The following is a 23459-nucleotide window of genomic DNA, read 5'->3' as shown; positions in this document are numbered from 1 at the left end:
CCCGTATCACGGCCGCCCTGCGGGCCGCCGAGGCGCTCACCCGCGCGGTCTACCGGCAGGCCCGTCCCGGTCTGGCGATGCTCGACCCGGTGGCCCGGCCCTGCATCCGTACCGCCTACGTCCTCTACCGGGGCATCCTCGACGCCATCGCCGACGACGGGTACGCGGTCGTGCACCGGCGTGCCGTGGTGCCGCGGCGGCGCCGCGCGGCCGTGGCCGCCGGAGGGCTCGCGCGGATCGCCGCCGCGCGTCTCGGTGCCCGGTACGGCAGGCGGCCGCTCCCGGCCGGGTACGGCACGCGGCGCGGCCCGGCCCCGGCTCCGGAGGCCGCCGCCGCGGTCGCCGGGCGGCGGCCGGGCGAGGCGTGGCCCGACACGAAGGAGGCCGGATGAACCACAATCCCGGTGCCGGGCCCGCCAGGGGCCGCCTGCCGCTGCGGGTGCGGCGCCGTCCGTACCCCTGGGAGCGGCAGCGGCCGATGTGGCGCGAGGCGCGGCCCTCCGTCATCGCGGCCGCCCTGAAACGGGCCACCGCCCGCCCGTCCGGCAACTGGTTCGCCGTGGGCGCCGTCGCCGACCTGAGTCCCGCGCGCCCGCTGTCCCGGACCGTCGCCGGCACGGAGGTGGTCCTCTGGCGGGACGCCGACGGGCGTCTGGTGGGCGGGCCCGGCGCCTGCCCGCACCTCGGGGCCCCGCTGGCCGGCAGCCCGGTGCGCTGCGGCACCCTGGTCTGCCACTGGCACGGCCTGTCTCTCGACGGCTCACCGTTCGCCGGGTGGGAGCCCTTTCCCGTGTACGACGACGGGGTGCTGGCGTGGGTGCGGCTGGACGCGGCCGGCGGCGAGCGGCCGACACCGGCGCCGGTGGTGACGGCGAGGCCGCCGCTGGTGACGTCGGTGGCCGGCGTGTGGCGGGGGGTCGGGATCTGTGAACCGCGGGACGTGGTCGCCAACCGCCTCGACCCGTGGCACGGGGCCTGGTTCCATCCGCACTCCTTCACCGACCTCACGATCGTCGAAACCCCCGGGGACACCGGGGAGGCCGGCGACCGGTTCGTCGTCGACGTCTCCTTCCGCCTCACCCGTCGTCTCGTCGTCCCCGTGCGCGCCGAGTTCACGGCGCCCGGACCCCGCACCGTCGTCATGCGCATCACCCACGGCGAGGGCGAGGGCTCCGTCGTCGAGACCCACGCCACCCCGCTGACACCGGACGAGCGCGGCAGGGCGCGCACGATGGTCCTCGAAGCGGTGCTGGCCACCTCCGGCCGCCGGGGTTTCGCCGTCGCCCGCCGCTGCGCTCCCCTCCTGCGGCCCCTGATGCGCGCCGCGGCGGGCCGGCTGTGGCGCGACGACCTCGCCTATGCCGAACGGCTCCGGCATCTGCGCGAGACCGGCCAGTCACCCAACTGAGCGTCGGCGCCAGGGGGTTGACGGGCCACCATGCACGCTGGTTCAGTGGCTCATCCACTCAGTCACTGAGCCGAACTCTTGGAGGGACCGTGGAGGCCTTGCCCCGCGAGACGATCGTGGACGTCCTGGAGAGCCGGCTGCGGGAGGACATCCTCGCGGGGCGCCATCCGGCGGGGAGCTATCTTCCGCCGGAGCGGCAGCTCGCGCAGGGGTACGGCGTCACCCGCACCACCCTCAAGCACGCCTTCGGCCGACTCGCGCAGGCCGGGCTGCTGGAGACCCGGCACGGCGTGGGCACCCGGGTGCGCGACTTCGCGCGCCTCGGCGGCGCGGACCTGCTGCCCATGCTGGTGCGTCACGACGCCCGGTGGGTCCGTGAGGTCTTCGAAGTGCGGCGCAGCATCGGTGCGTTGATCGCGGAGCGTGCGGCGGTCCGGGGCACCGTCCGACAACGTGCCGAACTCACGGCCCTCTTGGGGGCCGTACGGGAGGCGGCCTCACCGGATGCCGTGCAGCTGGCCGATGTCGAGGTGCACCGCGCGCTGGCCCGCGCCACCGGCAACCGCGTCTACGTCCTGCTCACCAACACCCTCTTCAACGCCTACCTCCCGGTGCGGGCCGCGTTGCGCGGCCCCTTCACCGACGCGGAGGCCGCCCACCGGCGGCTCGCCCCCGTGGTGGAGGCGGTGGGCGCGGGCGACTGCGAGGGGGCGAAGGCGGCGGCGGACGCCTACCTGCGGGACACCGAGCGGATCATGCTGGAGGGCCTGTCGTGAGGGGCACCTCGTTCACGGAGACGCTGTACGGCACGCTCCGTCTCGGCGCCGACGGCCGCGACCGCCGTGTACGCCTCGATCTGCGGGCCGAGGCCGACGAGGTGCTGCGGCCGCACCGCACCACCACGGCCCGGCTGAGCGGCCGGCTGCGCATCGCCGGGTCGGGTGAATCCCCGGATGTCTCGGGCGAGTTGGAGATATCACCGATCGCCCGCCGCCGTATCCGCTATCGCCTCTCCTTCCGGCTGGGCGGCCGGAGTCTCGCCCTGGACGGCTGGAAGTCGGTGACGTGGCGGCATCCGGTCACGTCGATGACGGTCCTGCCGTTCACCCTGTACGAGGAGGGAGCGGGCGTGGGCGCGGGCACCCTCTGCTTCCCGCTCACCACCGGGCTCCTTCCCTTCCTGCTGGGCTTCCGCTTCCCCCGGCGCGAGGATCCCGCCCGGTACGCCGCACCCCGCTGGGACGGCAGCCCCGGCCGTACGGAGGTCTGGTACACCACCCTGACCGACCCGGCCACCGGCACCGGCGTATGGCTGCACCACGAACTCACCGCGCCCGCCGACGGATCGGCGCCCGTGGCCCACGGCTGGGTCGCCACCTTCCCCCGGGAGGGAAAGGTGCGCCACGCCCGCTTCGGTCCCGCGCCCTGGCCCGTACCCGGCCCCGCGGACGGATTCCGCGCCGCCGGCGTCACCTCGACACCCGGGCAACTGAACGGTGCTGCGGGAGACTTCCACTGGGACCTCACCGAGGAAGCCCTGGACGCCCCCCTGTTCACCTTCCCCCGCTGGTCGTGGTGGCGTCCCTTGCTTCCCGCGGCGCACCTGCTCCCGGCGGCCCGCGCCGCCTACCACGGCGCCCTGCACGACGGGGAGCGCACCCTCACCCTGCGGGCGGCGCCCGGGGCCTCGGCGCGCATCCACGGGCACGGCAACGCGCGCCGCTGGGCCTGGCTCCACGCCGACCTGGGCGCGGGGGACGTCCTGGAGATCGTCGCCGCGACCGCGAACCGCCCGGGTCTGCGCAGGTTGCCGCCGCTGGTCTTCCTGCGCCTGCGCCACCGCGGGCGCACCTGGCCGAGGCGGCCCGAGCGCTCGGCCGCCGGGCTGCTGGGGGTCGGCCGGTTCTCCGCCCGGATCGACGGACCGGAGTGGACGGCGACCGGCCGCACGGCGCTGCGGCGGATCCGCGTCGAGGTGAGCCGGCCCGCCGACCGCACCCTCGCCCTGGAGTACCGCGACCCGGACGGCTCCCGGGCGGTGTGCCGCAACAGCGAGGGCGCGGACGCGCGGATCCTGCTGGAACGCTGGTGGGGCCGCTGGCGCACGGAGGCCGCGTGGACGCTGCACGGCACGGCGCACACGGAGGTGGGCGACCGGTGAGGACGAGGGCGCCGGGCCGGGCGGCGACGGCGAGCGAGGGTTTCGTCGCCGCCCTGCTCGGTGACGGCGGAGACATCCCGTGGGCCGCCCGCGTGCCGGCCCGCTTCGAGGCGACCCTGGCCGCGCTGCCGGCGCCGGTGCGGGCCGCCGTACGCGGAGGCGTCGCGGCCGTCGACGCGTACGCGAGGGTGCGCACCGGCCGTCCCCTCGCCGCGCTGAACGCGGGCGAGCGGGAGTCGGTCGTGGCCGAGCTCGGCCGGCGTCCGGGCCTCGTGCCCCTGCTCGACCTGCTGAAGGTGCCCGTGCTGCTCGCCGCGGCCACCGAGCGCGCCGCGCCGGCCCCGGCCCCCGAGCCGCCGAAGGACCCGCCGCTGACCTGTGTGCCCGCCGCCCACTGGCCCGCGCGTTCCCGCGCCGACGCCGTCGTGGTGGGATCGGGCGCGGGCGGGGCCGTCGCGGCCCGGGTCCTCGCCCGCGCCGGACTCGACGTGGTGGTCGTCGAGGAGGGCGAGCACCATCCCACCTCGTCCTTCGCCGGGCGCGCCCCGCTGGAGCGGTTCACCGACCTGTACCGCGACGGCGGCGCCTCGGCGGCGTTCGGCAATCCGCCGCTGCTGCTGCCCGTCGGGCGGGCGGTCGGCGGCACCACCGTCGTCAACTCCGGCACCTGCTACCGCACTCCGCCGCACGTCCAGGCCCGCTGGAGCGGCCGTTTCGGCTTCGCTCCGGCCGACGAGCTCGGCGTACGCCTGGATGAGGCCGAGGCGCTGCTGCGCGTGGCCGTGCAGCCGCTGGACGTCCTGGGCGCCAACGGGCGGCTCGCGCTGGCCGGGGCGGCACGGCTGGGCTGGCGCGCCGGGCCGCTGCGGCGCAACGCGCCGGGCTGCGCGGGCTCCTGCCAGTGCGTGGTCGGCTGTCCCACCGGCGCCAAGCAGAGCGTCCAGTTGTCGGTGCTGCCCGACGCGTGCGCGGCGGGCGCCCGGATCGTCACCGGTGCCCGGGTCCGGCGGATCCTGGCCGACCGGGACCGCCCCGGGCTTCCGCGCGCGGCCGGAGTACGGGTGGAACGGCCCGGCGGCGGCGCGTTCGAGATCCTCAGTGGGCTGGTCGTCGTCGCGGCGGGAGCGCTGCACACCCCGGGGCTGCTGCGCCGCTCCGGTCTCGGCGGGCATCCGCGGCTCGGCTCGAACCTCAGCGTGCACCCGGCCACCAGCGTCGCGGGCCGTTTCGAGGAACCCGTCAGATCCTCGTCGGGTGTGCTGCAGAGCGTGGGCATCGAGGAGTTGCACGACCGGGGCATCCTGCTGGAGGCGACCGCCAGTCCGCCCGGCATGAGCAGCTTCGTGCTGCCCGGGCTCGGCCGCGCGCTGCGCCGCGAGCTGGAGGACGCCGACCGTCTGGCGGTCCTGGGCGCCATGATCGCCGACCGTCCCTCGGGGCGCGTCACCGGCCGCGACCGCGCCCTGGTCCGCTACGCCCTGCATCCGCGCGACGGGCGGCGGCTGCTCACGGCCGTACGGGCCATGGGGCAGGTGCTGTTCGCGGCGGGCGCGCAGGAGGTCCTGACCGGCATCCCACGGGCACCCCGGGCCCGTGATCAACGCGAACTCGACGAGCTGCTCGCCAAAGTGACGTGGCGTCAGCTGCACCTGTCGGCGTTCCACCCCACGGGCACGGCGGCCGGGGGCGCCGATCCCGAGTGGGCGCCGGTGGACGGCGCGGGCCGGCTGCGGGGCGTCCACGGTGTGCTGGTGGCCGACGGGTCGGTGCTGCCGTCCTGTCCCGAGGTCAACCCCCAGCTCAGCATCATGGCGGTCGCCTCCGCCGTCGCGCACGCCCATCCGACGTAGGAACCGGGCGGTTGGGGCCGCTCGGCGCTGTGAGCTGCCTCACCCACGTCTGGGGGCCCGTGCGTTCGAATCCCCTGGCCGGGGGCTCGCGGGGGCTCCCGGCGCCGACGGGCTGGCCGGATCCGACAGTAATCTGTCATTGCAGCCAGTGGGACTCCCGATACAGGCTGTGACCGTGTTGGAGCGACGTGTTGTTGTGGTGGTGTACGCGGGGGCGCTGGCCCTGGACATCACCGGTCCCATCGAGGTGTTCGACACCGCCAACCGGCTGCTCGGTCCGTCGGGCGTCCCCTACCGGGTCGACTTCGTGTCGGCCGACGCGCCTTTGGTGCGCACGAGTTCGGGCGTCATCGTGGAGGCCTCGCCGCTGGAGGCGGGTCAGGGTCCCATCGACACGCTCCTGGTGCCCGGCGGCTGGAGTCTGCGCAGCGCGCTGGAGAACCGGGAGCTGGTCTCGTGGATCGGCCGGGCCGCCGCCCGCTCGCGCCGGGTGGCCTCGGTGTGCGGCGGGTCCTTCCTGCTGGCGGAGGCCGGCCTGCTCGACGGCAGACGCGCGACCACGCACTGGGCGTACTGCGAGGCGATGGCGGGCCGCTATCCCGGGGTCACGGTGGACGCCGACCCGATCTTCGTGTGGGACGGCCCGTATGTGACGTCCGCGGGTGTGTCGACCGGGATCGACATGGCGCTGGCCCTGGTGGAGGCAGACCACGGCGCCGAACTCGCGCTGAGCACGGCCCGCTTCCTGGTGCTGTTCCTCAAACGGCACGGCGGCCAGGCCCAGTTCAGCGCCGTTCTCGACGCTCAGCTCGCCGACCATCCGCCGGTCAGGGCCGCCCAGGAGTGGGTGCTGGACAATCTGCACCGCCCGCTGCCCGTGGCCGAACTCGCCGAACGGGCCAGCATGAGCGTGCGCAACTTCGCCCGGGTGTTCCGCCGCGAGGTGGGCACCACCCCGGGCCAGTACGTCGAGCGCAGCCGTATCGCACGCGCCCGCGAACTGCTGGAGACCACCGATCTGCCGATCGGCCAGATAGCGCGCCGCTGCGGGTTCGCCGCCCCCGAGACCTTCTTCCGCTCCTTCGGGCGGTCCCTGGGCCTGACGCCCAAGGAGTACCGGCACCGCTTCCAGATGCTCTCGCCGGCCGGTCTCGTCGACCGGCACCACGAGACGGAAAGGACCCCTTTATGACGAGCCCCTCGGACGGATCCGCAGTGGGCACCGTGCGCCTCGTCGACCACCTGGCCGCCGAACTGGCCGGGGCCGGCGTCACCCATGTGTTCGGGGTGGGCGGCGCGAACATCGAGGATCTCTACGACGCCCTGCACCGCGGCCGCGCGGTGCGCGGTGTGGTCGCCAAGCACGAGTTCTCCGCGGTCACCATGGCCGACGGCTACGCCCGCACCACCCGCCGCACGGGTGTGGTGGCCGCGACCTCGGGCGGCGGCGCGATGAACCTCGTGCCGGGACTGGCCGAGGCGTACGCCTCGCAGGTGCCGCTGCTGGCCCTGGTGGGCCAGCCGCCCACCGGTCAGGAGGGCCGGGGGGCGTTCCAGGACTCCAGTGGCAGGGCGGGCTCGCTGGACGCGCGGGAGGTGTTCGCGCCCGTCTCGCGGTTCTGCGCCCGGGTGGAGGACGCGGAGGCGCTGCCCGGTCTGCTGCACCGGGCGCTGGCGGCGGCTCGCACGCATCCGCGGGGACCGGCGGTGCTGCTGCTGCCGAAGGACGTGCAGCAGGCGCGATTACGGGTCCCGCGCCGTCCTCCCGGCGGAGCCGTGCCACCGGTGGCGGATCCCCCGCTCGACGGCGCCGCGCTGTCCGCCGTGCTGGACGTCCTGCGCCGGGGGGCCGGGCGCGTGCTGGTGATCGCCGGTGCGGAGGTCGCCGCGTCGGACGCGCGCGCCGAACTGGCCGAACTGGCAGGGAGGCTGGGCGCCTGGGTGGCCGTGACCCCGGACGCCAAGGACGTGTTCGACAACCGCGATCCCCGGTTCGCGGGCGTGGCCGGGGTGATGGGCCACGCCAACGTCGAGGACTGCCTGCGGCGGGCCGAGGTGTGCCTGCTCGCCGGCACCCGGCTGCCGACGCTGGCCCGGGGCGGTCTCGACGAGGCACTGGCCGGCACGGACGTCGTCTGCCTCGGGCCCGAGGCGCCGTTCGTCGCGGGCACCACGCTGCTGGGCGGCCTCAAGGAGACCCTGCGCGCGGTCACCGGCCGCCTCCCGGCCCGCCCGCGCCCCTGCCCGCCGCACACCGGCCCGCTCCCCACTCCCCCACCCGGCCCCGCGCACCGGGTCCGGGTCCGGGCACCTACGATCCCGTACGCCGACGCGGTCGCCGCCGTCGAGGCGGCCCTCCCCGAGGACGCGCACGTCTTCGTGGACGCCGGCAACGCGGGCGCCAGCGCGATCCACCTCCTGCCCGCACCCCGCCACGGGCGTTTCGTGGTGGCGGTCGGCATGGGCGGCATGGGCTACACCTTCGGCGCCGGCATCGGCGCGGCCCTCGCCACTGGCCGGCGCACCTACGTCCTCGCCGGCGACGGCTCCTTCTTCATGCACGGGATGGAAGTGCACACCGCCGTGGAGCACTCCGCGCCCGTGACGTTCGTCGTCTTCAACAACAACGCCCACGCCATGTGCTCCCTGCGCGAGGAGTTCTTCCAGGGCGCCGGGCGCGGCGACGACCTGTTCGCCCGCACCGACCTCGCCGCCGGGGTGGCCGCCGCGTTCCCCTCCCTGCGCGTCACGGGCGCCGGTGACGCGGCGGAGCTGCGCGAGGCGCTGCTGCGCGGCGACGCGGGCGGCGGTCCGGCGTTCGTCGCGCTGGACTGCGACCCGTACGAGACACCCCCGTTCCTTCCCTTCCGTCCCTTCGCGACCCGTCCGTCCGAGAGCAAGGAGAGTTCGTATGAGCGAGCAGCCGTCGTCCGCGCTGGCTGACATCCCCGGTCTGCTGCGGATCGAGGATCCCGGCAGGGAGGCGCTGACCGCCCACTGCGTGGAGCTGACCCACGCCGTCTACCCGCACGACCAGGTCTACGGGCGGTACTGCACGATCCACGAGCACATCGACTGCCCGCCGGAGGAGGTCTACGACTACCTGCGCCAGGGACACCACCTGGAGGAGTGGACGTGCAGTCTGCGGGACTTCGCGCCGTCCGGCACCCCCGGGCTGTGGGTGGGCCGCGACCGGCTCGAGGACGACACCGAGATCTACTGCCGGGTGAGCGCCAACCCCGAGGCCATGACCGTGGACTACCACTGCTCCTGGGACCAGGGCGAGAAGCTGTGGATGATCTACCTGATGCGGGTCGTGCCCGCGTCCCTCGTCCTCGACCGGCCGGGCTCCGTCGTCACCTGGACCAACTGCCGTCACCCGTACTACGACGACAACCCGCACCCCGGCCTCTCGCCGCGCCCCGACCGGCCCTGGGTCGGCGACTACTGGGACCTCTTCTACGCCGGGCACACCGTGGAGATGAACAACCTCAAGGCGATCCTGGAACACCGGCACCGCAACGGTCTGCCCATCGGCGTCCCGCCGGCGCGGGCGGTGACGCGGTGACGACGGTCAGCCTCACCGACGTGGCGAGCTACCTTCCCGGCGAGCCCGTCCCCGCCGAGTTCTACACCGACTACCCCGGGGCCGAGGACAAGCTGCGCGACAGCCCCATGTTCAAGGTGCCGCCCGCACGCCACCACGTGGCGCCGGACGAGACCAACGCGGACATGATCGAACGGGCCGTGCAGCCGCTCGTCGAGCGGCACGGCCGGGACGCCGTCCGCAACGTCGACGTGCTGCTGGTGCACAGCCAGCTGCCGGACCTGCCGTTCGTGGGCGCGGGCACCGAGGTGGCCCGCCGGCTCGGCGCCAACCCGGAGTGGCTGGTCGACGTGGCCAACGCCGGCTGCGCCTCCTTCGTGTACATGTTGAAGCTGGCGCGGCAGATCCTCACCACCACCGACGCGCGGACCGCGCTGATCTGCAACGCGCAGAGCGCGGCGGGCCAGTGGTTCACCCAGTCCGAGGTGCGCCGGCTCGCCCAGGCCGCGATACCCGGCGACGGCTGCGGTGTGGGGTACGTGACCACCTCGGCGAAGTCACCGGTCCTGGACGTGGAGACCCGGCACCTCGGCCAGTACGCCGGGGACATGACCGTGGCGGTCGACGACGGCCGCAAGTACTGGGAGCCGGGCACCTCCCAGCTGCGCATCGGCTTCACCGACGCCAGTGTCGCCAAGGTGCTCGCCCGCGGGAACCGGCTGGTCCCGGAGGTGGTCTCGACGGTGTGCGAACGACTCGGCGTGCCGGCCGGCGACATCGGCGCGCTCGTCACCAACCAGCCCAACCGGACGTTCCTGCGCAACTGGCGCGAGGCCCTCCAGCTGCCCGCCGAGCGCCACCCGGACACCTTCGACCGGTGCGGGAACCTGTTCGGCGCGGCCATCCCGGTCACCCTGGACCACGCGGTCCGCTCGGGGCACGTCGCGGACGGGGACCTGGTGATGCTGGCCGGGTTCGCGCACGCGGGCGACTTCGCCGGCGCGGCCGCCGTCCGCTGGCACGGCGGGCGGGGATGAGCGATGGAGACACCGCAGGTGGAGACGCCCGTACTGCACCGGCTGGCGCTGAACGAGAGCCCGTACCCGCCGCTGCCGTCGGTGCGCAGGGCGATGCGGCGCGCCGCCGACCGGGCCCACCGCTACCCGCAGTTCTACCCGGACGACCTCACCGAGGCGGTGGCCGAATGGTGCGGGGTGGGCCCTGACCAGGTCGCGGTGGGCAGCGGGTCGGTGGGCGTGGCCCTGCAGTTGCTGCGGGCGGTCGCCGGGCCGGGCGACACGGTGGTCCACGCCTGGCGCACCTTCGACGCCTATCCTCTGCTGGCCGGCATGACCGGCGCCCGCTCCGTACCCGTGCCCCTGACGGCGGACGGGCACCAGGACCTCGACGGCCTGATCACGGCGATCGACCGTCGCACGCGCGCGGTGGTGCTGTGCAGTCCGCACAACCCCACCGGGAGCCTCGTCCCGGCGGGCGCGCTGCCGGCGTTCCTGAGCCGGGTCCCCCGGCACGTCACCGTGGTGCTCGACGAGGCGTACGTCGAGTTCGTGCGCGGCGCGCGACTGCCGGACGTGAGCGCCCTGCTGGCCGCCCACCCCAACCTGCTGGTGCTGCGGACCTTCTCCAAGGCGTACGGCCTGGCCGCCCTGCGCGTCGGCTACGGGCTCGGCTCCGCGGAACTGGTGGCGCGCGTCCGCGAGCAGCAACTGCCCTTCGGGATCAACGCGGTGGCGACGGCGGCGGTCCTGGCATCGCTGCGGGCCGGTGAGGAACTGCGGGCCCGCGTGGACAGGATCGTCGCCGAGCGCGAGCGGCTGCGGGACGAACTCACCGGCCTGGGCTGGCGGGTGGGCGCGGGCCACGCCAACTCCGTATGGCTGGCGGCGCCCGATCCCGTCGACCGGGGCGCCGACGCGCTCGCCGCCGCCGGGGTGGAGGCGCGGCACTACCCCGGCGAGGGCGTACGGCTGACCGTGGGCGGCCGGGCGGCCGGCGATGCCGTCCTCGCCGCCCTGTCACCCGTGGACACGCGTCACCGCATGGCCACGGGCACGCGTCAACCGGTGTGACCGAGGTCGAGGTCCACCCGGTGCGCTGCTCCGTCGGCGAGGGTCACGTCGGTCGTGACCGGCGGATGGCCCGCGGCGACGACCGTGTAGGCGCCAGGTGCCAGGTCCCGGACGGTGTAGGTGCCGTCCGGGCCGGTCCTGGCACGGGCGACCACGTCGCCCCGGTCGTCCAGCAGCGTGACGTGGACGTCGGGGAGGGGGCGGCCGGTGCGCTCGTGACGCACGGTGCCGCGCACCGCGCCGTCCGCGGCCGGGCCCGTGCCGTTCGCACCCGCCAGGGTGATGTCCGGCAGGACCGGTTCGAGGCCCGCGGTGAACCGCACGGCATGGGGTGCGTGCCCCTCGGCCGCCACGACCAGGGTGTACGTCCCGGGTCCCGGCCCCGACTCGCGAGCCGTGACCGGACCGGGACCGGGCGCGGGACCGGGCGCGGGACCGGTGAGCGTGTAGCCGCCGTTCTCGTCCGACCGGGCGAGGGCGCGCTGGTGGCCGTGACCGTCGACGAGGGTGAGGACCGCGTGCGCGACCGGCCGCCCGGCCCCGTCGACCACCCGGCCGCGCACCCCCGGCGGGGGCGATGCGTGGGCAGTCGCGGTGCCGGTTGCGGGGTGCGCCGTGGAAGACGGTGCGGGAGACGTGCCCGGAGACGATCCGGGTGACGCCGTCGCGGCGAGCACCCCGGTGCGGCCGCGGACCAGTGAGGCCGCGGCGGCGGCCAGGGACATCGCGATGGCCAGGGAGAACACCACGACGAGCCCGTGGTGGAACGGCTGCGAGATCAGATGCGGGAAGAACTCCCGGCCGGTCAGATGCGCGGCGGCGCCCGGGGAGAGGTGGGTGAGGATGGTGGGGCCGAGCAGGTGCTGGATCGGGTTGTAGCCGAGGAAGGCGGCGAACAGGACGCCGACGGGCGGCAGCCCGGCGACGGTGTGGGCGGCGTCCGCCGGCACGCCCTGGGCGGTCAGCCCGGAGCTGAGCGTGTGCGGAAGGCTGCCGGAGAGCCCGGCCACCATGAGCGAGAAGAACACGCCCATGGACAGGACCATGCCGGCGTTCTGGAACGTGGCCCGCATGCCGGAGGCCGCGCCCCGGGCGTCGGCGGGCACACTGGACATGATGATCGAGGTGTTCGGCGCCGCGAACAGGCCACCGCCCAGGCCGTTGAGGAAGATCAGGGCGGCGAACGTCCAGTAGTCGAAGTCGCTGGACAGCACGAGCAGTCCGGCGAAGGAGGCGGCCATCACGGCGAATCCGGAGGCGGCGAACAGCCGCGCCCCGAACTTGTCGGACAGCGCCCCGGATATGGGCCCGGCGAGCAGGAACCCGGTGGTCAGCGGGAGCATGTAGATGCCGGCCCACAGCGGGGTGTCGGCGTAGTCGTAGCCGTGCAGCGGGAGCCAGATGCCCTGCAGCCAGATGATCAGCATGAACTGCAGCCCGCCGCGCGCCACCGCGCCCAGCAGGGTGGCCGCGTTGCCCCCGGCGAAGGCGGCGTTGCGGAACAGCCGCAGCGGGAACATCGGTTCGGGGACCTTCATCTCCACCACGCAGAATGCCGCCAGCAGCGCCACGCCGCCGGCGACTCCGGCGATCACCCACGGGTTGGTCCAGCCCATGGTGTGGCCGCCGTAGGGCTGGATGCCGTAGGTGATGGCGGCGAGCAGCGCGGTCAGCCCCGCGGCGAAGGTGACGTTGCCCCACCAGTCCATCCGGCCCGGCCTGCACACCCCCGTCTCGTGCAGCGACTTGTAGGCCCACACGGTGCCGACCAGGCCGATGGGCACGTTGACCCAGAAGACGGAGCGCCAGTTCCAGGTGACGAGCAGCCCGCCCAGCACCAGGCCGAGGAAGGAACCGGCGATGCCGGCCACCATGTTGACGCCCAGCGCCATGCCGCGCTGCCGGGCGGGGAAGGCGTCGGTGAGGATGGCGGCCGAGTTGGCCATCAGCATCGAGCCGCCGACCGCCTGCACGATGCGCCAGCCGATCAGCCACAGGGCCCCGCTCGGGCCGTGGAAGGGGTCGAGGGACAGCACGACCGAGGTGAGCGTGAAGATGAGGAAGCCGGCGTTGTAGATCCGGACCCGGCCCTTCATGTCGCCGAGCCGGCCGAGCGCCACCACCAGGACCGCGGTGACGAGCATGTAGCCCATCAGCATCCACAGCAGATAGCTGACGTTGGCGGGCTGGAGCGGGTCGAGGCGGATGCCGGTGAAGATGCCCGGCAGTGAGATCAGGACGATGGAGCTGTTGATGGTGGCGAGCAGCATGCCCACCGTGGTGTTGGTCAGCGCCACCCACTTGTAGCGGGGGTGGTCGACGCCCATCCACGACCGGGAACCGGAGGTGGTGTCCGATCCGGTGCCCTCGGTCGCGGCGGGGCCCGTGCGGCCGGTCTGCTCGGTGGTCATCGGCTGCTCCCGGTGTGGTGCTGTGCGGGGAGCGGGCGCGGCCGTACGCCGTCGTCCTGGAGCATGCGCCGTACCAGCGGCAGCGCGGTCCGCGCGGCCGCGCCGAGGGTCCGCTGCTCCTCGTCGGACAGGGTGGCCAGCAGGTCGGCCAGGCGGGCGTCGCGCGCCTTGCGGCGTTCGGCGAGCACGTCCCGGCCGGCGTCGGTGATGGCGACCAGGGTGACCCGTCCGTCGGCGGGGTCCCCGATCCGCGCGGCCAGCCCCTGGGCCTCCAGGCGCTGGACCAGTTGGGTCATCGAGGGCTGGGCGACTCCCTCGGCCGTCGCCAGGGCGGTGAGACGGGCGGGGCCCTCGCGTTCGAGACGGGCCAGGGTGGCGGCGGTCGTGAAGCTCATCCCGCGCCGGTCCGTCAGGGCCCTGACCACCGCGGAGGCCACTTCGGCCAGTGCGTGTGCGGTGCCCTGCGCGCCGTAGGCGCTGTGCGACTGATCCACACTTCCTTCGTATCACGCACCTATATAGGTCGCCTATCAAATCTTGGTAAGGGCGCTCGAGGACCAGGGACTCTTGACTATGACAGCGGTCATGACGCAGGCTCGCGCTATGACAGCCGTCATGAAGGGGCCGTTCGCGAGATGACCATCACCGACACGCACACCGGGCGGGAACCGGTCACGGTGCGGCCTGCCCGACCGAGCGATATGGGCGAGCTGGGGCGCATGGTGGGGCGCTGCTCCCCCGCGAGCGTCCGGGACCGTATGCACGGCGGATCCCGGCACGCCGACCTGCTCGCCGGCATCCGGTCGGCCCTGCTCGGCGGGTCGGGCACGGTCCTCGTCGCGGCCGAGGGGAGCAGGACGGTGGGCTGTCTGGAACTGCTGCGCCCCTCCCCCGGCGCGCCCGTGGCCGAGATGGCACTGCTCGTGGAGGACGCCCGGCAGGGCGCGGGCATCGGCACCCGGCTGGTCGCGGCCGTGCCCGCCTGGGCCCGTGGCGCCGGGGTGCGGGACGTCGGTTTCTCGGTGGAGGCCGGCAACGGCCGCGCCCGGCGGCTGCTGCGGCGCCTGGGCACGGGACGGCTTCAGGCCCGGTGGGAGCAGGGCGTCGTGGAGGGCACCTGGCACGTCGGCGACCTGTGAGACGCCTGCCTTCCGCCTCCGACGCGGGTCACATCAGGTGCCGCCTCACCGTGAGGTGCCGCCTCACCAGCAAAGTGCCGCCTCACCGTGAGGTGCCGCCCGGCCCGTGGACGAGCCGCCCGGCGTGCAGCCCGCGCCGGTGCCGGTGCTCGCGCTGGTGGGGCTCGGGGGCGCGGGAGAGGGCGATGAGCGCGGCGTCGTCGTTGAGGCGCCCTCCGACGTGGGCGAGGAGATCGCGCCGGACGTGGTGCAGCAGCTCCTCGGGGCTGGACCCGGCCCACTGGGCGGCGCACTCCGCGAAGGGGAAGAACTGCCCGCCCGCGTCCCGGGCCTCGATGACGCCGTCCGTGTAGAGGAGGAGGGTGTCCCCGGGCTCGAAGGAGAACACGTCGAGGGTGTAGTCGGCGGGCTGCGGCCCCTGGATGCCGAGCGGGGCGGCCGGGTGCACGGGGATCGTGACCGCGCTGGAGGGGCGCAGCAGCAGGGGCGGGGGGTGGCCGCAGCTGAGGATCCGCGTGATGTTGTCGTCGTCCGGGATCTCCACCAGCAGCACGGTGGCGAACCGCTCCCCGGGGTCGTCGGGCGACTCCAGGTGCGGCAGGTTGCGGGCGACGCTCTCCTCGAGGGAGACGGCCAGTTCCGGCAGGGTGGGGTGCCGGTGGGCGGCCTCGCGGAAGGCGCCGATGATGAGCGCGGCCTCGCCGATGGCCGCGAGGCCCTTGCCGCGCACGTCCCCGATCATGACCCGTACGCCGCTGCCGGTGGCGGTCGCGGCGTAGAGGTCGCCGCCGATCTGCGCCTCGTCCTCAGCGGCCAGGTACAGGCAGGCGATCGTGAGGGGGCCGATCCGCTCCGGCAGCGGCCACAGCAGCACGTGCTGCGCGGCCTCGGCGACGGCGCGCACCTGCTCCAGCTGGCGCCGGCGCCGCTCGCGCACCACGCAGTAGAAGACGGCCAGTGCCGACAGCACCGCCAGAGCGACGATCTGCACCACGACGTTGCGGGAGAACAGCACGCCGAAGTGCCATCCGATGTACGCCTGCGCGCCCACGGCCAGCAGGCCGACCAGCCCGGTGAGCCAGGGCCCGGCGAACGAGACGGTGATCGCCGGCGCCACGACCAGCAGTGGACCGAGGTGGATGTCGGCCGGGACCAGCTGGTCCACCACCGTGATCACCACGATCAGGGCCACCGGGATGACCAGCAGCGCATGGCTCGACTGCCACGGCTGACGCATCCCGGCCAGGCTGCTTCGGACCTCCACGCCTTCCACTCTGCCCCTTGCCCCCGCACCGTGCCAGAACCAGGGCCCGGGTGGCGTACGCCCCCGCCGTGCGCCGGGCCGTCCCGCCTGGTCGGCGTGGGCCGGTGGTGCGACGCTGGAGGGGACAGGTCGTCCGAGGAGCGGAACCGGGAGGGCCGATGGGACGGGACGTCCCGGCGCTGGTCTTCACCCGCGAGGACCGCCGCCGGTACCGCGGCAAGATGCAGGAGTGCCTGGACGCGTTCGCGCAGATGCTGCGCGAGTCACGGTTCGAGTCGGAACGGCCCCAGGTGGGACTGGAGATCGAGCTGAACCTGGTCGACGACGACGCCGAGCCGGTCATGCGCAACATCGACGTGCTGGAGGCGATCGCGGATCCGGCCTGGTCGACCGAACTGGGCCGTTTCAACCTGGAGATCAACATCCCGCCCCGCCGGCTGACCGCGGGCGGCCCCGACGCCTGGGAGTCGGAGATCCGCGACGCGCTGAACCACGCCGAGCAGCGCGCCGACTCGGTCGGTGCGCACATGGTCGTCGTCGGCATTCTGCCCACGCTGCGGCAGGAGGACGTGCACGAGGGCACCCTGTCGGAGAACCCGCGCTACCGGCTGCTCAACGACCAGGTGTTCGCGGCCCGCGGCGAGGACCTGCACATCGAGGTGGACGGCGTTGACCGGCTGCGGACCTACGCGGACACCATCACGCCGGAGGCGGCGTGCACCAGTACCCAGTTCCACCTCCAGGTGTCGCCCGAGGAGTTCGCCGGGTACTGGAACGCGGCGCAGGCGATCGCCGGGATTCAGGTCGCACTGGCGGCCAACTCGCCGTTCCTGTTCGGCAAGGAGCTGTGGCACGAGACGCGCATCCCGCTGTTCGAGCAGGCCACCGACACCCGCCCGCAGGAGATCAAGGTGCAGGGGGTGCGGCCCCGGGTGTGGTTCGGGGAGCGGTGGATCAACAGCGTCTTCGACCTGTTCGAGGAGAACCTGCGCTACTTCCCGGCGCTGCTCCCGCTGTGCGACGAGCAGGACCCGGGCGAGACCCTGGACCGCGGGGACGTGCCCGAGCTGGGCGAGCTGACCCTGCACAACGGCACGATCTACCGCTGGAACCGCCCGGTCTACGCCATCGCGCACGACAAGCCGCACCTGCGGGTGGAGAACCGCGTGCTGCCCGCCGGGCCGACCGTCGCCGACACGCTCGCCAACGGCGCCTTCTACTACGGGCTCACCCGGGCGCTGGTGGAGGAGGACCGGCCGGTGTGGTCGCGGATGTCGTTCTCGGCCGCCGAGGAGAACCTGCACACGGCGGCACGGCAGGGCATCGAGGCACGCCTGTACTGGCCCGGCATGGGCGAGGTGCCGGTGACGGAGCTGGTCCTGCGGCGGCTGCTGCCGCTGGCGCACCGGGGCCTGGAGCACTCCGGCATGGACGACGCCTGGCGGGAGCCGCTGCTCGGCGTCATCGAGCAGCGGTGCGTCACCGCGCGCAACGGAGCCGTGTGGCAGAAGGAGATGTTCCACCACATCGACTCGGCCACCCACAGCGGGCGGCACGAGGCGCTGCGGCGCATGACGCAGCAGTACATGGACTACATGCACCTCAACGCGCCGGTGCACACCTGGCCCGTCGACTGAGCGGCCTCACACCGGGTCGGCGCACCGGGCCGCGGCGCGGTGCACGGCGCGGTGGACCGCGCGGGCGAGCCGGGCGCCCCACAGGGACCGGGGCCCGGCGAAGGCGTGGACCTCCTCGCCCGCTCGCGGGATGCGGGCGGCGACGCACACGGCGTCGGTGGGGGTGCCGGAGCAGTCGTATCCGGCGTCCAGCAGGGCCTGGACCTTGGCCTCCGTGACGGTGGTCACCGCGTTGACCAGGGCAGCGTCCGTCAGCGCCACCGGCAGCGCGGCGACGATGTTGACCGTGCCGGGCGCGGACGGCCGGTCGCTGCCCTCCCCGGGCACGGCGGCCCAGCCGCGGACCCCGATGCCGGCCGTGGCGAGGGCTTCCGCGCCGCAGTCGTGGGCGTGCGCGTACCCGGCCACGTCGGCCGCGGTCATCAGCCCGACGCCCGCTCCCCGTACGCCCGCCTCCCGGGCCAGTTCCGCCAGGTGCGCGTCGGGGTCGGTGCGCCGGTAGCCGTGCGAGACCTGGGCGTTGAGGACCCAGGACCGCTCGCCGACACCGCCGCCGAGGACGGCGCTGCTGATCATCCGCCACCCCGGTCCGGCCGGCCACAGCAGGGCGTGCAGCCGCTCGCCGTCCTCGGTGCGGGTCAGCCGCCGCACCGTCAGGACAGGGGTGGCGGTGCGGGGCGGCGGGACGACGGAGGTCACCGTTGGGGGCTCCTTGCTTCGCGGGCGGTACCGGCCGATCGTAGAGCCGGCCCCATGCCCGCCCGCCGGCCGGGACCGCCCCCGCCCCCGCCCTCGCTCAGCGGCAGCGGGCCGTCGTGCGGCGTACCGCCCCGTAGCCGAGCGCGGTCACGGACGCGGCGACGGCGAGGGCCGTGGCCGCCCGCAGGGCGCGTTCACGCAGGGGCGGTCGTGGCCGGGGGGTGGCGGCGCGCTCGGGAAGGTCGGCGGTGCTGCGCACGCCGTGCTCCCGGGCGAGTTTCATCAGTTCGGCGACGTGCAGGGCCTTGCGTCCGGTGCCCGCGTGCTCGATCTGCGTCTTGCAGGAGAAGCCGTCGGCGACCACCGCGCGGTCCGGGCCGGCCTCGCGGACGGCGGGCAGCAGGGCCTGTTCACCGCAGTCCATGGAGATGCCGTACTTGCCCGACTCGAAGCCCCAGGATCCGGCGAGGCCGCAGCAGCCGCCCTTGAGGTTGTCCACCTCCAGGCCCATCTTCTCCAGCAGCCGCTGATCGGGGTCCATGCCGCCGGTGGCGCGCTGGTGGCAGTGGCCCCACAGCAGGGCCTTGCCCTCGAGGCGGGGCGGCTGGATGCCGAAGGTCTGGAAGAACTCGGCGAAGTGGTAGGCGTTGCGGGTCAGCCGCATCGCGTCGTCGTCGTGGGGCAGGAGTCCCGGGAGTTCGTCCTTGAAGACGGCCAGACAGCTGGGTTCCATGCCGACGATCGGGGTGCCCGAGCGGATGTGGGGGCGCAGGGTGTCCAGCACGTGGTGCAGATAGCGTTCGGCGGTGTCCAGGAAGCCGTAGTCGTACAAGGGGCGGCCGCAGCAGATGTGTCCCTCGGGCATGACGACCTGCCAGCCGGCCGCCTCGATCGCCTCGACGCAGGCGACGCCGACGCCGGTGTGGAAGTGGTTGTTGAAGGTGTCGGGGAACAGTACGACGGGCCGGCCGCCGGGATTGGCGGTGCCGCCGCGCCGGGCGAACCACTCCTGCAGCGTCATCGGCGCGAACCGGGGCAGTGGGCGGCGGCGGTCGATGCCGGCCGCCCACTTGGCCAGGTGGGACAGGCCGGGGGTCTGGGTGGCGAGGTTGACCAGGCCGGGCATGCGGGCGGCGATCCGGGCGGCCTGGTCGATGAAGCCGAAGGCGTAGGCGTGGCGCGGGCGCCTGCGGCTGGGCGACTTGTAGTGGTGGTAGAGGAACTCCGCCTTGTAGGTGGGCATGTCGACGCTGACCGGGCAGTCGCTGGTGCAGCCCTTGCAGGCCAGGCACAGGTCGAGGGCGTCCTTGACCTCCTCGGACTGCCAGCCGTCGGTGATGACGTCGCCCTTGAGCATCTCGTACAGCAGCCGTGCCCGGCCCCGGGTGGAGTGCTTCTCCTCCCGGGTCACCTGGTAGCTGGGGCACATGGTGTTGTCCGCGCGCGGGACACGGCACTTGCCGACGCCCACGCAGCGCACGGTGGCGTGCGCGAAGTCGCCGCCGTCGTCCTGGTAGGCGAACTTGACCGGTGGGCGGGGCGGGTTGTAGTCGGTGCCGAGCTTGAGGTTCTCGTCCATCCGGTAGGGGTCGACGACCTTGCCCGGGTTCATCTTCCACTGCGGGTCCCAGATGGCCTTGAACTCCCGCATGGCCTGCAGCAGTTCGGGGCCGTACTGCTTCACCAGCAGTTCCGCGCGCTGCTGTCCGTCGCCGTGCTCGCCGGAGATGGAGCCGCCCATCGAGGCGACCAGGTCGCCGGCGTCCTCCATGAACGCCCGGTAGGTGGCGATGCCGTCGGCGGTGCGCAGGTCGAAGCTGAGCCGGCAGTGGATGCAGCCCTGGCCGAAGTGGCCGTACATGGCGCCGGTGATGCCGTGCCGTGCCATGACGTCGCGCAGCTTGCGCACGTACTCGCCGGTCCGGTCGGGCGGTACGGCGGAGTCCTCCCAGCCGGGCCAGTGGTCCTTGCCGTCGGGCGGGAACGCGGTCGAGCCGAGGCCGCTCTCGCGGATGGCCCACAGGTGCTCGCTGGTGCCGCCCTCCTGCTTGCTCTTCGCTGTCCGGATGCGGTCGGGGGCGTAGCCCTTCTCGCCGGTCAGCCAGGCGCGGAAGCGGTCGGCCTGGGCGACGGACTCCTCGGCGGAGTCCGCGCCGAACTGGACGACGAGCCAGCCGCCGCCCTGGGGGTGCGGCAGTTCCTCGATGTCCTCGACGTTCATGTTCTTCAGCTGCTGGTCCTGGATGAGCTGGTGGTCAAGGCCCTCCAGGCCGATGGGGCGGAACTTCTCGATGATCTCCGTGCAGTGCTCGGCGGCCGCGGCCAGGTCCTCGTACTCCACGACCACGGTGGTGCGCTGGAGCAGGGCCGGGGTGAGCATGAGGACGGCCCGCAGGGCGGTGGCGCAGGTGCTCTCGGTGCCGACCAGGGCGCGGGCGACGTTGAAGCCGCGCTCGGGCAGGAGTTCGTCGAGGTTGTAGCCGGAGACCCGGCGCGGCACCTCCTCCACCGAGTGGAAGCCCGCCCGGATGACGTCGGCGTACTTGTCGCGCAGGTCGCGCAGCGCGGCGTAGATCTCGCCCTTGCGGCCGCCCGCGGCGATGATGTCGTCGAGCTGGTCCTCCTCGTTCACGCCGACCCAGAAGCGGGCGCCGTCGTAGGTGACGATCTCCAGGGCGTGCACGTTGTCGCTGGTGCGCGGGCCGGGGCCGTACAGCTGCGACTGCACGGAGTGGATGCCGCAGGAGTTGTTGCCGATGTTGCCGCCGATGACGCACCGGGAGTGGGAGGACGGGTCGGGCCCGAACACCAGGTTGTACCGGCCGGTGTGGCGGTTGAGTTCCTCGTTGATGACTCCCGGCTCGCAGGTGACCAGGCGGCGGCCGGTGTCGATCTCGCCGATGGCGGTGAGGTACTTGGAGTGGTCGATGACCACCGCCTCGTTGACCGTCTCGCCGGACAGGCTGGTGCCGCCGCCGCGGTTGAGCACGGGGGCGCCGAAGTCGTGGCAGATCCGGTGGACGGCGACGACGTCGTCGAGCGTGCGCGGCACGACGACGCCGATCGGGACCTGCCGGAAGTTGGAGGCGTCCTGGGCGTACAGACCCAGGGAGCCGGCGTCGAAGCGGACCTCGCCCTCGACCGCCTTGCGCAGGGCGCGCTCCAGCCTGCCCACGTCGACGGTCTGCCGGGCGCGCGGCGCGCCGGGGATCTCCAGGTGTGTCTTGGCGGGTACCTCGCGCGTCGCCGTCCGGTGTGTTGCCTTCGCCATCGGTGTCAGGTCTCCTTCGCGGCGGTCAGTCCGGTCGCGTGCCGTGGACGCGGTGGGGTTCGGCGTCGGCCCACTTGACCTCCAGGCCGAGCCCGGGCCGGGAGGTGTCGGGCCGCAGGGCGCCGCCGTCGGGCGGGAGGTTGCCGTCGAACACCAGGTGCTCCACCCGCACGTGGTCGTGGAAGTACTCCAGGTGCCGCAGCCGCCGCACCGCGCAGAAGGCGTGGGCGGAGACGGCGGGGGCGCAGTGCGCGGAGAGGTCGAGGTGCTGGGCGGCGGCGAGGCCGGCGACCTCCAGGACGCCGGTGATGCCGCCGCAGCGGGTGACGTCCGCCTGGAGGCAGTCGACCGCGAATCCGTCGACGAGGTTGACGAAGTCGCGTGTGGTGTAGGCGTATTCGCCGGCGGCGATCTCCAGTCGGGGCGGTCCGCTCTGCCGCAGCATGCGCAGGCCCTCGATGTCGGCGGAGCTGACGGGTTCCTCGAACCAGCGCACGTCCCACTCCTCGTGGAAGCGGTGCGCCCAGTACAGCGCCTGCTTGCGGCCGAGCGCGCCGTTGGCGTCGGCGAAGAGTTCGGTGCCGTCGCCGATCGCCCTGCGGACCGCGGTGAGCCGGCGCGGGTCGTGGTCGGGCTCGCGCGAGGTCTTCAGTTTGACGCGCGGGATGCCCTGTTCGCTCCAGCCGGCGAGCTGGTCGGCGAGGCGGTCCAGGGGGTAGTTGGTGAAGCCTCCGCTGCCGTAGACGGGTACGCGGTCGTGGTGGGCGGGCAGCAGGTGCACCAGCGGCAGGTCCAGCAGCCGGGCCTTGAGGTCCCACAGGGCGATGTCCACGGCGGAGACCGCCATGGCGCCGACGCCGGGCCGGCCCGCGTTACGGATCTGACGGCCCATCAACTCCCAGAGGGCGGGCGGCGAGGACGGGTCCTTCCCGGTCAGCAGCGGGGCGAGTTTGCCGGAGACGAACGCCGCGGCGGAGACGTCGCCGTAGGTGTAGCCGATGCCGGTCCGTCCGCCCGCGTGGACCCGGACCAGCACCATGGTGGTGGAGTCCCACGCGAGGGTGCCGTCCTGCTCCTGGCCGTCGGGCCCGTCGGTGGGGACCTCGAAGGCGTGCACGTCGACGGCGTCGATCCGCCAGGCGGTGAGACCGTGCCCGCCGCTCGTGGCCGTGTCCGTCATCAGTGGCGTCCCGGCAGGTGCTCGGCGAACTCGGTGAGCTTCTGCCGCATGCCCTTGGCGGCGATGCCCAGGCCCTCGGGGTCGCGCACGGCGGCCTTGGCGGCCTTCTCGCCCTGTTCCTTCATGATGTGCGGCGGGATCGGCGCGATCTCGTCGTCGACCTTGAACTCCAGCACCACCGGCCGGCCGGCGGACAGCGCCTCGTCCCAGGCCGAGCCGACCTTCTTGGGCTTGTCGCAGTAGATGCCCTTGAGGCCGAGCAGTTCGGCGTACTGGGCGTAGGGCACGTCGGGGATGTACTGCGAGCCGGGGAACTTGGGGTCGCCGGCCATGGCGCGCTGCTCCCAGGTGACCTGGTTGAGGTCCTGGTTGTTGAAGACGCAGAAGATGAACGGAGCGGGGCCGGAGAGCCGGTCCAGGTACCGCTTGACGGTGATCATCTCGTTCATGCCGTTCATCTGGAAGGCGCCGTCACCGACGAAGGCGATCACCGGCCGGTCGGGGTGGGCGAACCGCGCGGCGATCGCGTACGGCGTGCCCGGGCCCATAGTGGCGAGCGTGCCCGACAGCGAGGCCTGCATGCCCTTGCGCAGCTTGAGGTGGCGTGCCCACCAGTTGGTGCCCGAGCCGGAGTCGGCGGTCAGGATGCAGTTGTCCGGCAGCCGGGGCGACAGCTCGCTCGCCACCGCCTCGGGGTTGATGCGGCCGCCGAAGCTCTGGCTCGCCCGGTCGTCGCACAGGGCGTTCCACTCCCGTACGTCCTTCTCGATCTGCTTGCGCCACTTGCGGTCCTTCTTGCGCT

At 73.7% G+C, this 23459-nt stretch carries 19 protein-coding genes; 12 read left to right on the top strand and 7 right to left on the bottom strand.

Annotated elements, in window-relative coordinates; all coding sequences use genetic code 11:
- The 10 genes from IE249_RS36935 to IE249_RS11150 all read left to right on the top strand — a co-directional run.
- The coding region (locus IE249_RS36935) for a squalene/phytoene synthase family protein (RefSeq protein ID WP_229858126.1) at positions 1-392 on the top strand (392 nt) is incomplete at its 5' end.
- Positions 389-1408, top strand: coding sequence for a Rieske (2Fe-2S) protein (locus tag IE249_RS11190; RefSeq protein WP_189704636.1), 1020 nt, complete (start codon positions 389-391; stop codon positions 1406-1408). The genes IE249_RS36935 and IE249_RS11190, both read left to right, overlap by 4 nt.
- Before the next feature lie 89 nt (positions 1409-1497).
- Positions 1498-2184 carry a FadR/GntR family transcriptional regulator gene (locus IE249_RS11185; RefSeq protein ID WP_189704635.1) on the top strand — a complete coding sequence of 229 codons (687 nt, stop codon included), beginning with the start codon at positions 1498-1500 and terminating at the stop codon, positions 2182-2184.
- Positions 2181-3569 (top strand): tocopherol cyclase family protein, encoded by a 1389-nt coding sequence (locus tag IE249_RS11180; protein WP_189704634.1) that lies wholly within the window; start codon positions 2181-2183, stop codon positions 3567-3569. Before IE249_RS11185 ends, IE249_RS11180 begins: the two co-directional genes overlap by 4 nt.
- Positions 3566-5419 (top strand): GMC family oxidoreductase N-terminal domain-containing protein, encoded by a 1854-nt coding sequence (locus IE249_RS11175; protein WP_189704633.1) that lies wholly within the window; start codon positions 3566-3568, stop codon positions 5417-5419. Before IE249_RS11180 ends, IE249_RS11175 begins: the two co-directional genes overlap by 4 nt.
- Before the next feature lie 175 nt (positions 5420-5594).
- Entirely contained in the window at positions 5595-6611 is a 1017-nt protein-coding gene (locus IE249_RS11170) for a GlxA family transcriptional regulator (RefSeq protein WP_229858123.1), read from the top strand.
- Positions 6608-8362, top strand: a complete 1755-nt coding sequence (locus IE249_RS11165; RefSeq protein WP_189704632.1) for a thiamine pyrophosphate-binding protein — start codon at positions 6608-6610, stop codon at positions 8360-8362. Before IE249_RS11170 ends, IE249_RS11165 begins: the two co-directional genes overlap by 4 nt.
- Positions 8331-8987, top strand: coding sequence for an SRPBCC family protein (locus IE249_RS11160; RefSeq protein ID WP_189704631.1), 657 nt, complete (start codon positions 8331-8333; stop codon positions 8985-8987). Before IE249_RS11165 ends, IE249_RS11160 begins: the two co-directional genes overlap by 32 nt.
- Complete coding sequence (locus IE249_RS11155) at positions 8984-10003, top strand: 3-oxoacyl-ACP synthase III family protein (RefSeq protein ID WP_189704630.1); 1020 nt, start codon at positions 8984-8986, stop codon at positions 10001-10003. Before IE249_RS11160 ends, IE249_RS11155 begins: the two co-directional genes overlap by 4 nt.
- A 3-nt stretch (positions 10004-10006) precedes the next feature.
- Positions 10007-11056, top strand: coding sequence for a histidinol-phosphate transaminase (locus tag IE249_RS11150; RefSeq protein WP_189704629.1), 1050 nt, complete (start codon positions 10007-10009; stop codon positions 11054-11056).
- On the opposite strand, the gene IE249_RS11145 is transcribed toward IE249_RS11150, so the two are convergent.
- Positions 11044-13467 carry an MFS transporter gene (locus IE249_RS11145; protein ID WP_373304369.1) on the bottom strand — a complete coding sequence of 808 codons (2424 nt, stop codon included), beginning with the start codon at positions 13465-13467 and terminating at the stop codon, positions 11044-11046. The genes IE249_RS11150 and IE249_RS11145 overlap by 13 nt on opposite strands.
- Positions 13464-13961 (bottom strand): MarR family winged helix-turn-helix transcriptional regulator, encoded by a 498-nt coding sequence (locus tag IE249_RS11140; protein WP_308434330.1) that lies wholly within the window; start codon positions 13959-13961, stop codon positions 13464-13466. Before IE249_RS11140 ends, IE249_RS11145 begins: the two co-directional genes overlap by 4 nt.
- A gap of 141 nt (positions 13962-14102) precedes the next feature.
- Here IE249_RS11140 and IE249_RS11135 point away from each other — a divergent pair, with 141 nt between their 5' ends.
- Positions 14103-14606, top strand: a complete 504-nt coding sequence (locus IE249_RS11135; RefSeq protein WP_189704628.1) for a GNAT family N-acetyltransferase — start codon at positions 14103-14105, stop codon at positions 14604-14606.
- An 82-nt stretch (positions 14607-14688) separates the two neighbouring features.
- Here the strand turns inward: IE249_RS11135 and IE249_RS11130 are convergent, their stop codons facing one another.
- Positions 14689-15843: a PP2C family protein-serine/threonine phosphatase gene (locus IE249_RS11130; RefSeq protein ID WP_189704908.1), complete on the bottom strand. Its 1155-nt coding sequence runs from the start codon at positions 15841-15843 to the stop codon at positions 14689-14691.
- 185 nt (positions 15844-16028) lie between these two features.
- On the opposite strand from IE249_RS11130, the gene IE249_RS11125 reads away from it, so the two are divergent.
- Positions 16029-17507, top strand: a complete 1479-nt coding sequence (locus tag IE249_RS11125; protein ID WP_189704627.1) for a glutamate-cysteine ligase family protein — start codon at positions 16029-16031, stop codon at positions 17505-17507.
- Positions 17508-17513: 6 nt separating this feature from the next.
- Here the strand turns inward: IE249_RS11125 and IE249_RS11120 are convergent, their stop codons facing one another.
- The 4 genes from IE249_RS11120 to IE249_RS36925 form a co-directional block, all read right to left on the bottom strand.
- A complete protein-coding gene (locus tag IE249_RS11120) occupies positions 17514-18206 on the bottom strand; it encodes an adenosylcobinamide amidohydrolase (protein ID WP_189704626.1) in 693 nt (230 codons plus the stop codon).
- A 97-nt stretch (positions 18207-18303) separates the two neighbouring features.
- A complete protein-coding gene (locus IE249_RS11115; RefSeq protein ID WP_189704625.1) occupies positions 18304-21477 on the bottom strand; it encodes an FAD-binding and (Fe-S)-binding domain-containing protein in 3174 nt (1057 codons plus the stop codon).
- 25 nt (positions 21478-21502) lie between these two features.
- Entirely contained in the window at positions 21503-22657 is a 1155-nt protein-coding gene (locus IE249_RS11110; protein ID WP_189704624.1) for an enolase C-terminal domain-like protein, read from the bottom strand.
- On the bottom strand, positions 22657-23459 hold an 803-nt coding region (locus tag IE249_RS36925), incomplete at its 5' end, for a thiamine pyrophosphate-dependent enzyme (protein WP_229858120.1). The genes IE249_RS11110 and IE249_RS36925, both read right to left, overlap by 1 nt.

The sequence above is a fragment of the Streptomyces anandii JCM 4720 genome (assembly GCF_014650655.1).
Classification (GTDB): Bacteria; Actinomycetota; Actinomycetes; order Streptomycetales; family Streptomycetaceae; genus Streptomyces; species Streptomyces anandii.
Note: the sequence above shows the minus strand (reverse complement) of the source record. Positions and strands in the feature narration are given on the sequence as shown.

Coding starts and splice junctions, on each gene's coding strand:
- IE249_RS11125 (WP_189704627.1), top strand. CDS start 16,029: ATGGGACGGGACGTCCCGGCGCTGGTCTTCACCCGCGAGGACCGCCGC.
- IE249_RS11115 (WP_189704625.1), bottom strand. CDS start 21,477: ATGGCGAAGGCAACACACCGGACGGCGACGCGCGAGGTACCCGCCAAG.
- IE249_RS11130 (WP_189704908.1), bottom strand. CDS start 15,843: ATGCGTCAGCCGTGGCAGTCGAGCCATGCGCTGCTGGTCATCCCGGTG.
- IE249_RS11145 (WP_373304369.1), bottom strand. CDS start 13,467: ATGACCACCGAGCAGACCGGCCGCACGGGCCCCGCCGCGACCGAGGGC.
- IE249_RS11190 (WP_189704636.1), top strand. CDS start 389: ATGAACCACAATCCCGGTGCCGGGCCCGCCAGGGGCCGCCTGCCGCTG.
- IE249_RS11160 (WP_189704631.1), top strand. CDS start 8,331: ATGAGCGAGCAGCCGTCGTCCGCGCTGGCTGACATCCCCGGTCTGCTG.
- IE249_RS11150 (WP_189704629.1), top strand. CDS start 10,007: ATGGAGACACCGCAGGTGGAGACGCCCGTACTGCACCGGCTGGCGCTG.
- IE249_RS11135 (WP_189704628.1), top strand. CDS start 14,103: ATGACCATCACCGACACGCACACCGGGCGGGAACCGGTCACGGTGCGG.
- IE249_RS11110 (WP_189704624.1), bottom strand. CDS start 22,657: ATGACGGACACGGCCACGAGCGGCGGGCACGGTCTCACCGCCTGGCGG.
- IE249_RS11165 (WP_189704632.1), top strand. CDS start 6,608: ATGACGAGCCCCTCGGACGGATCCGCAGTGGGCACCGTGCGCCTCGTC.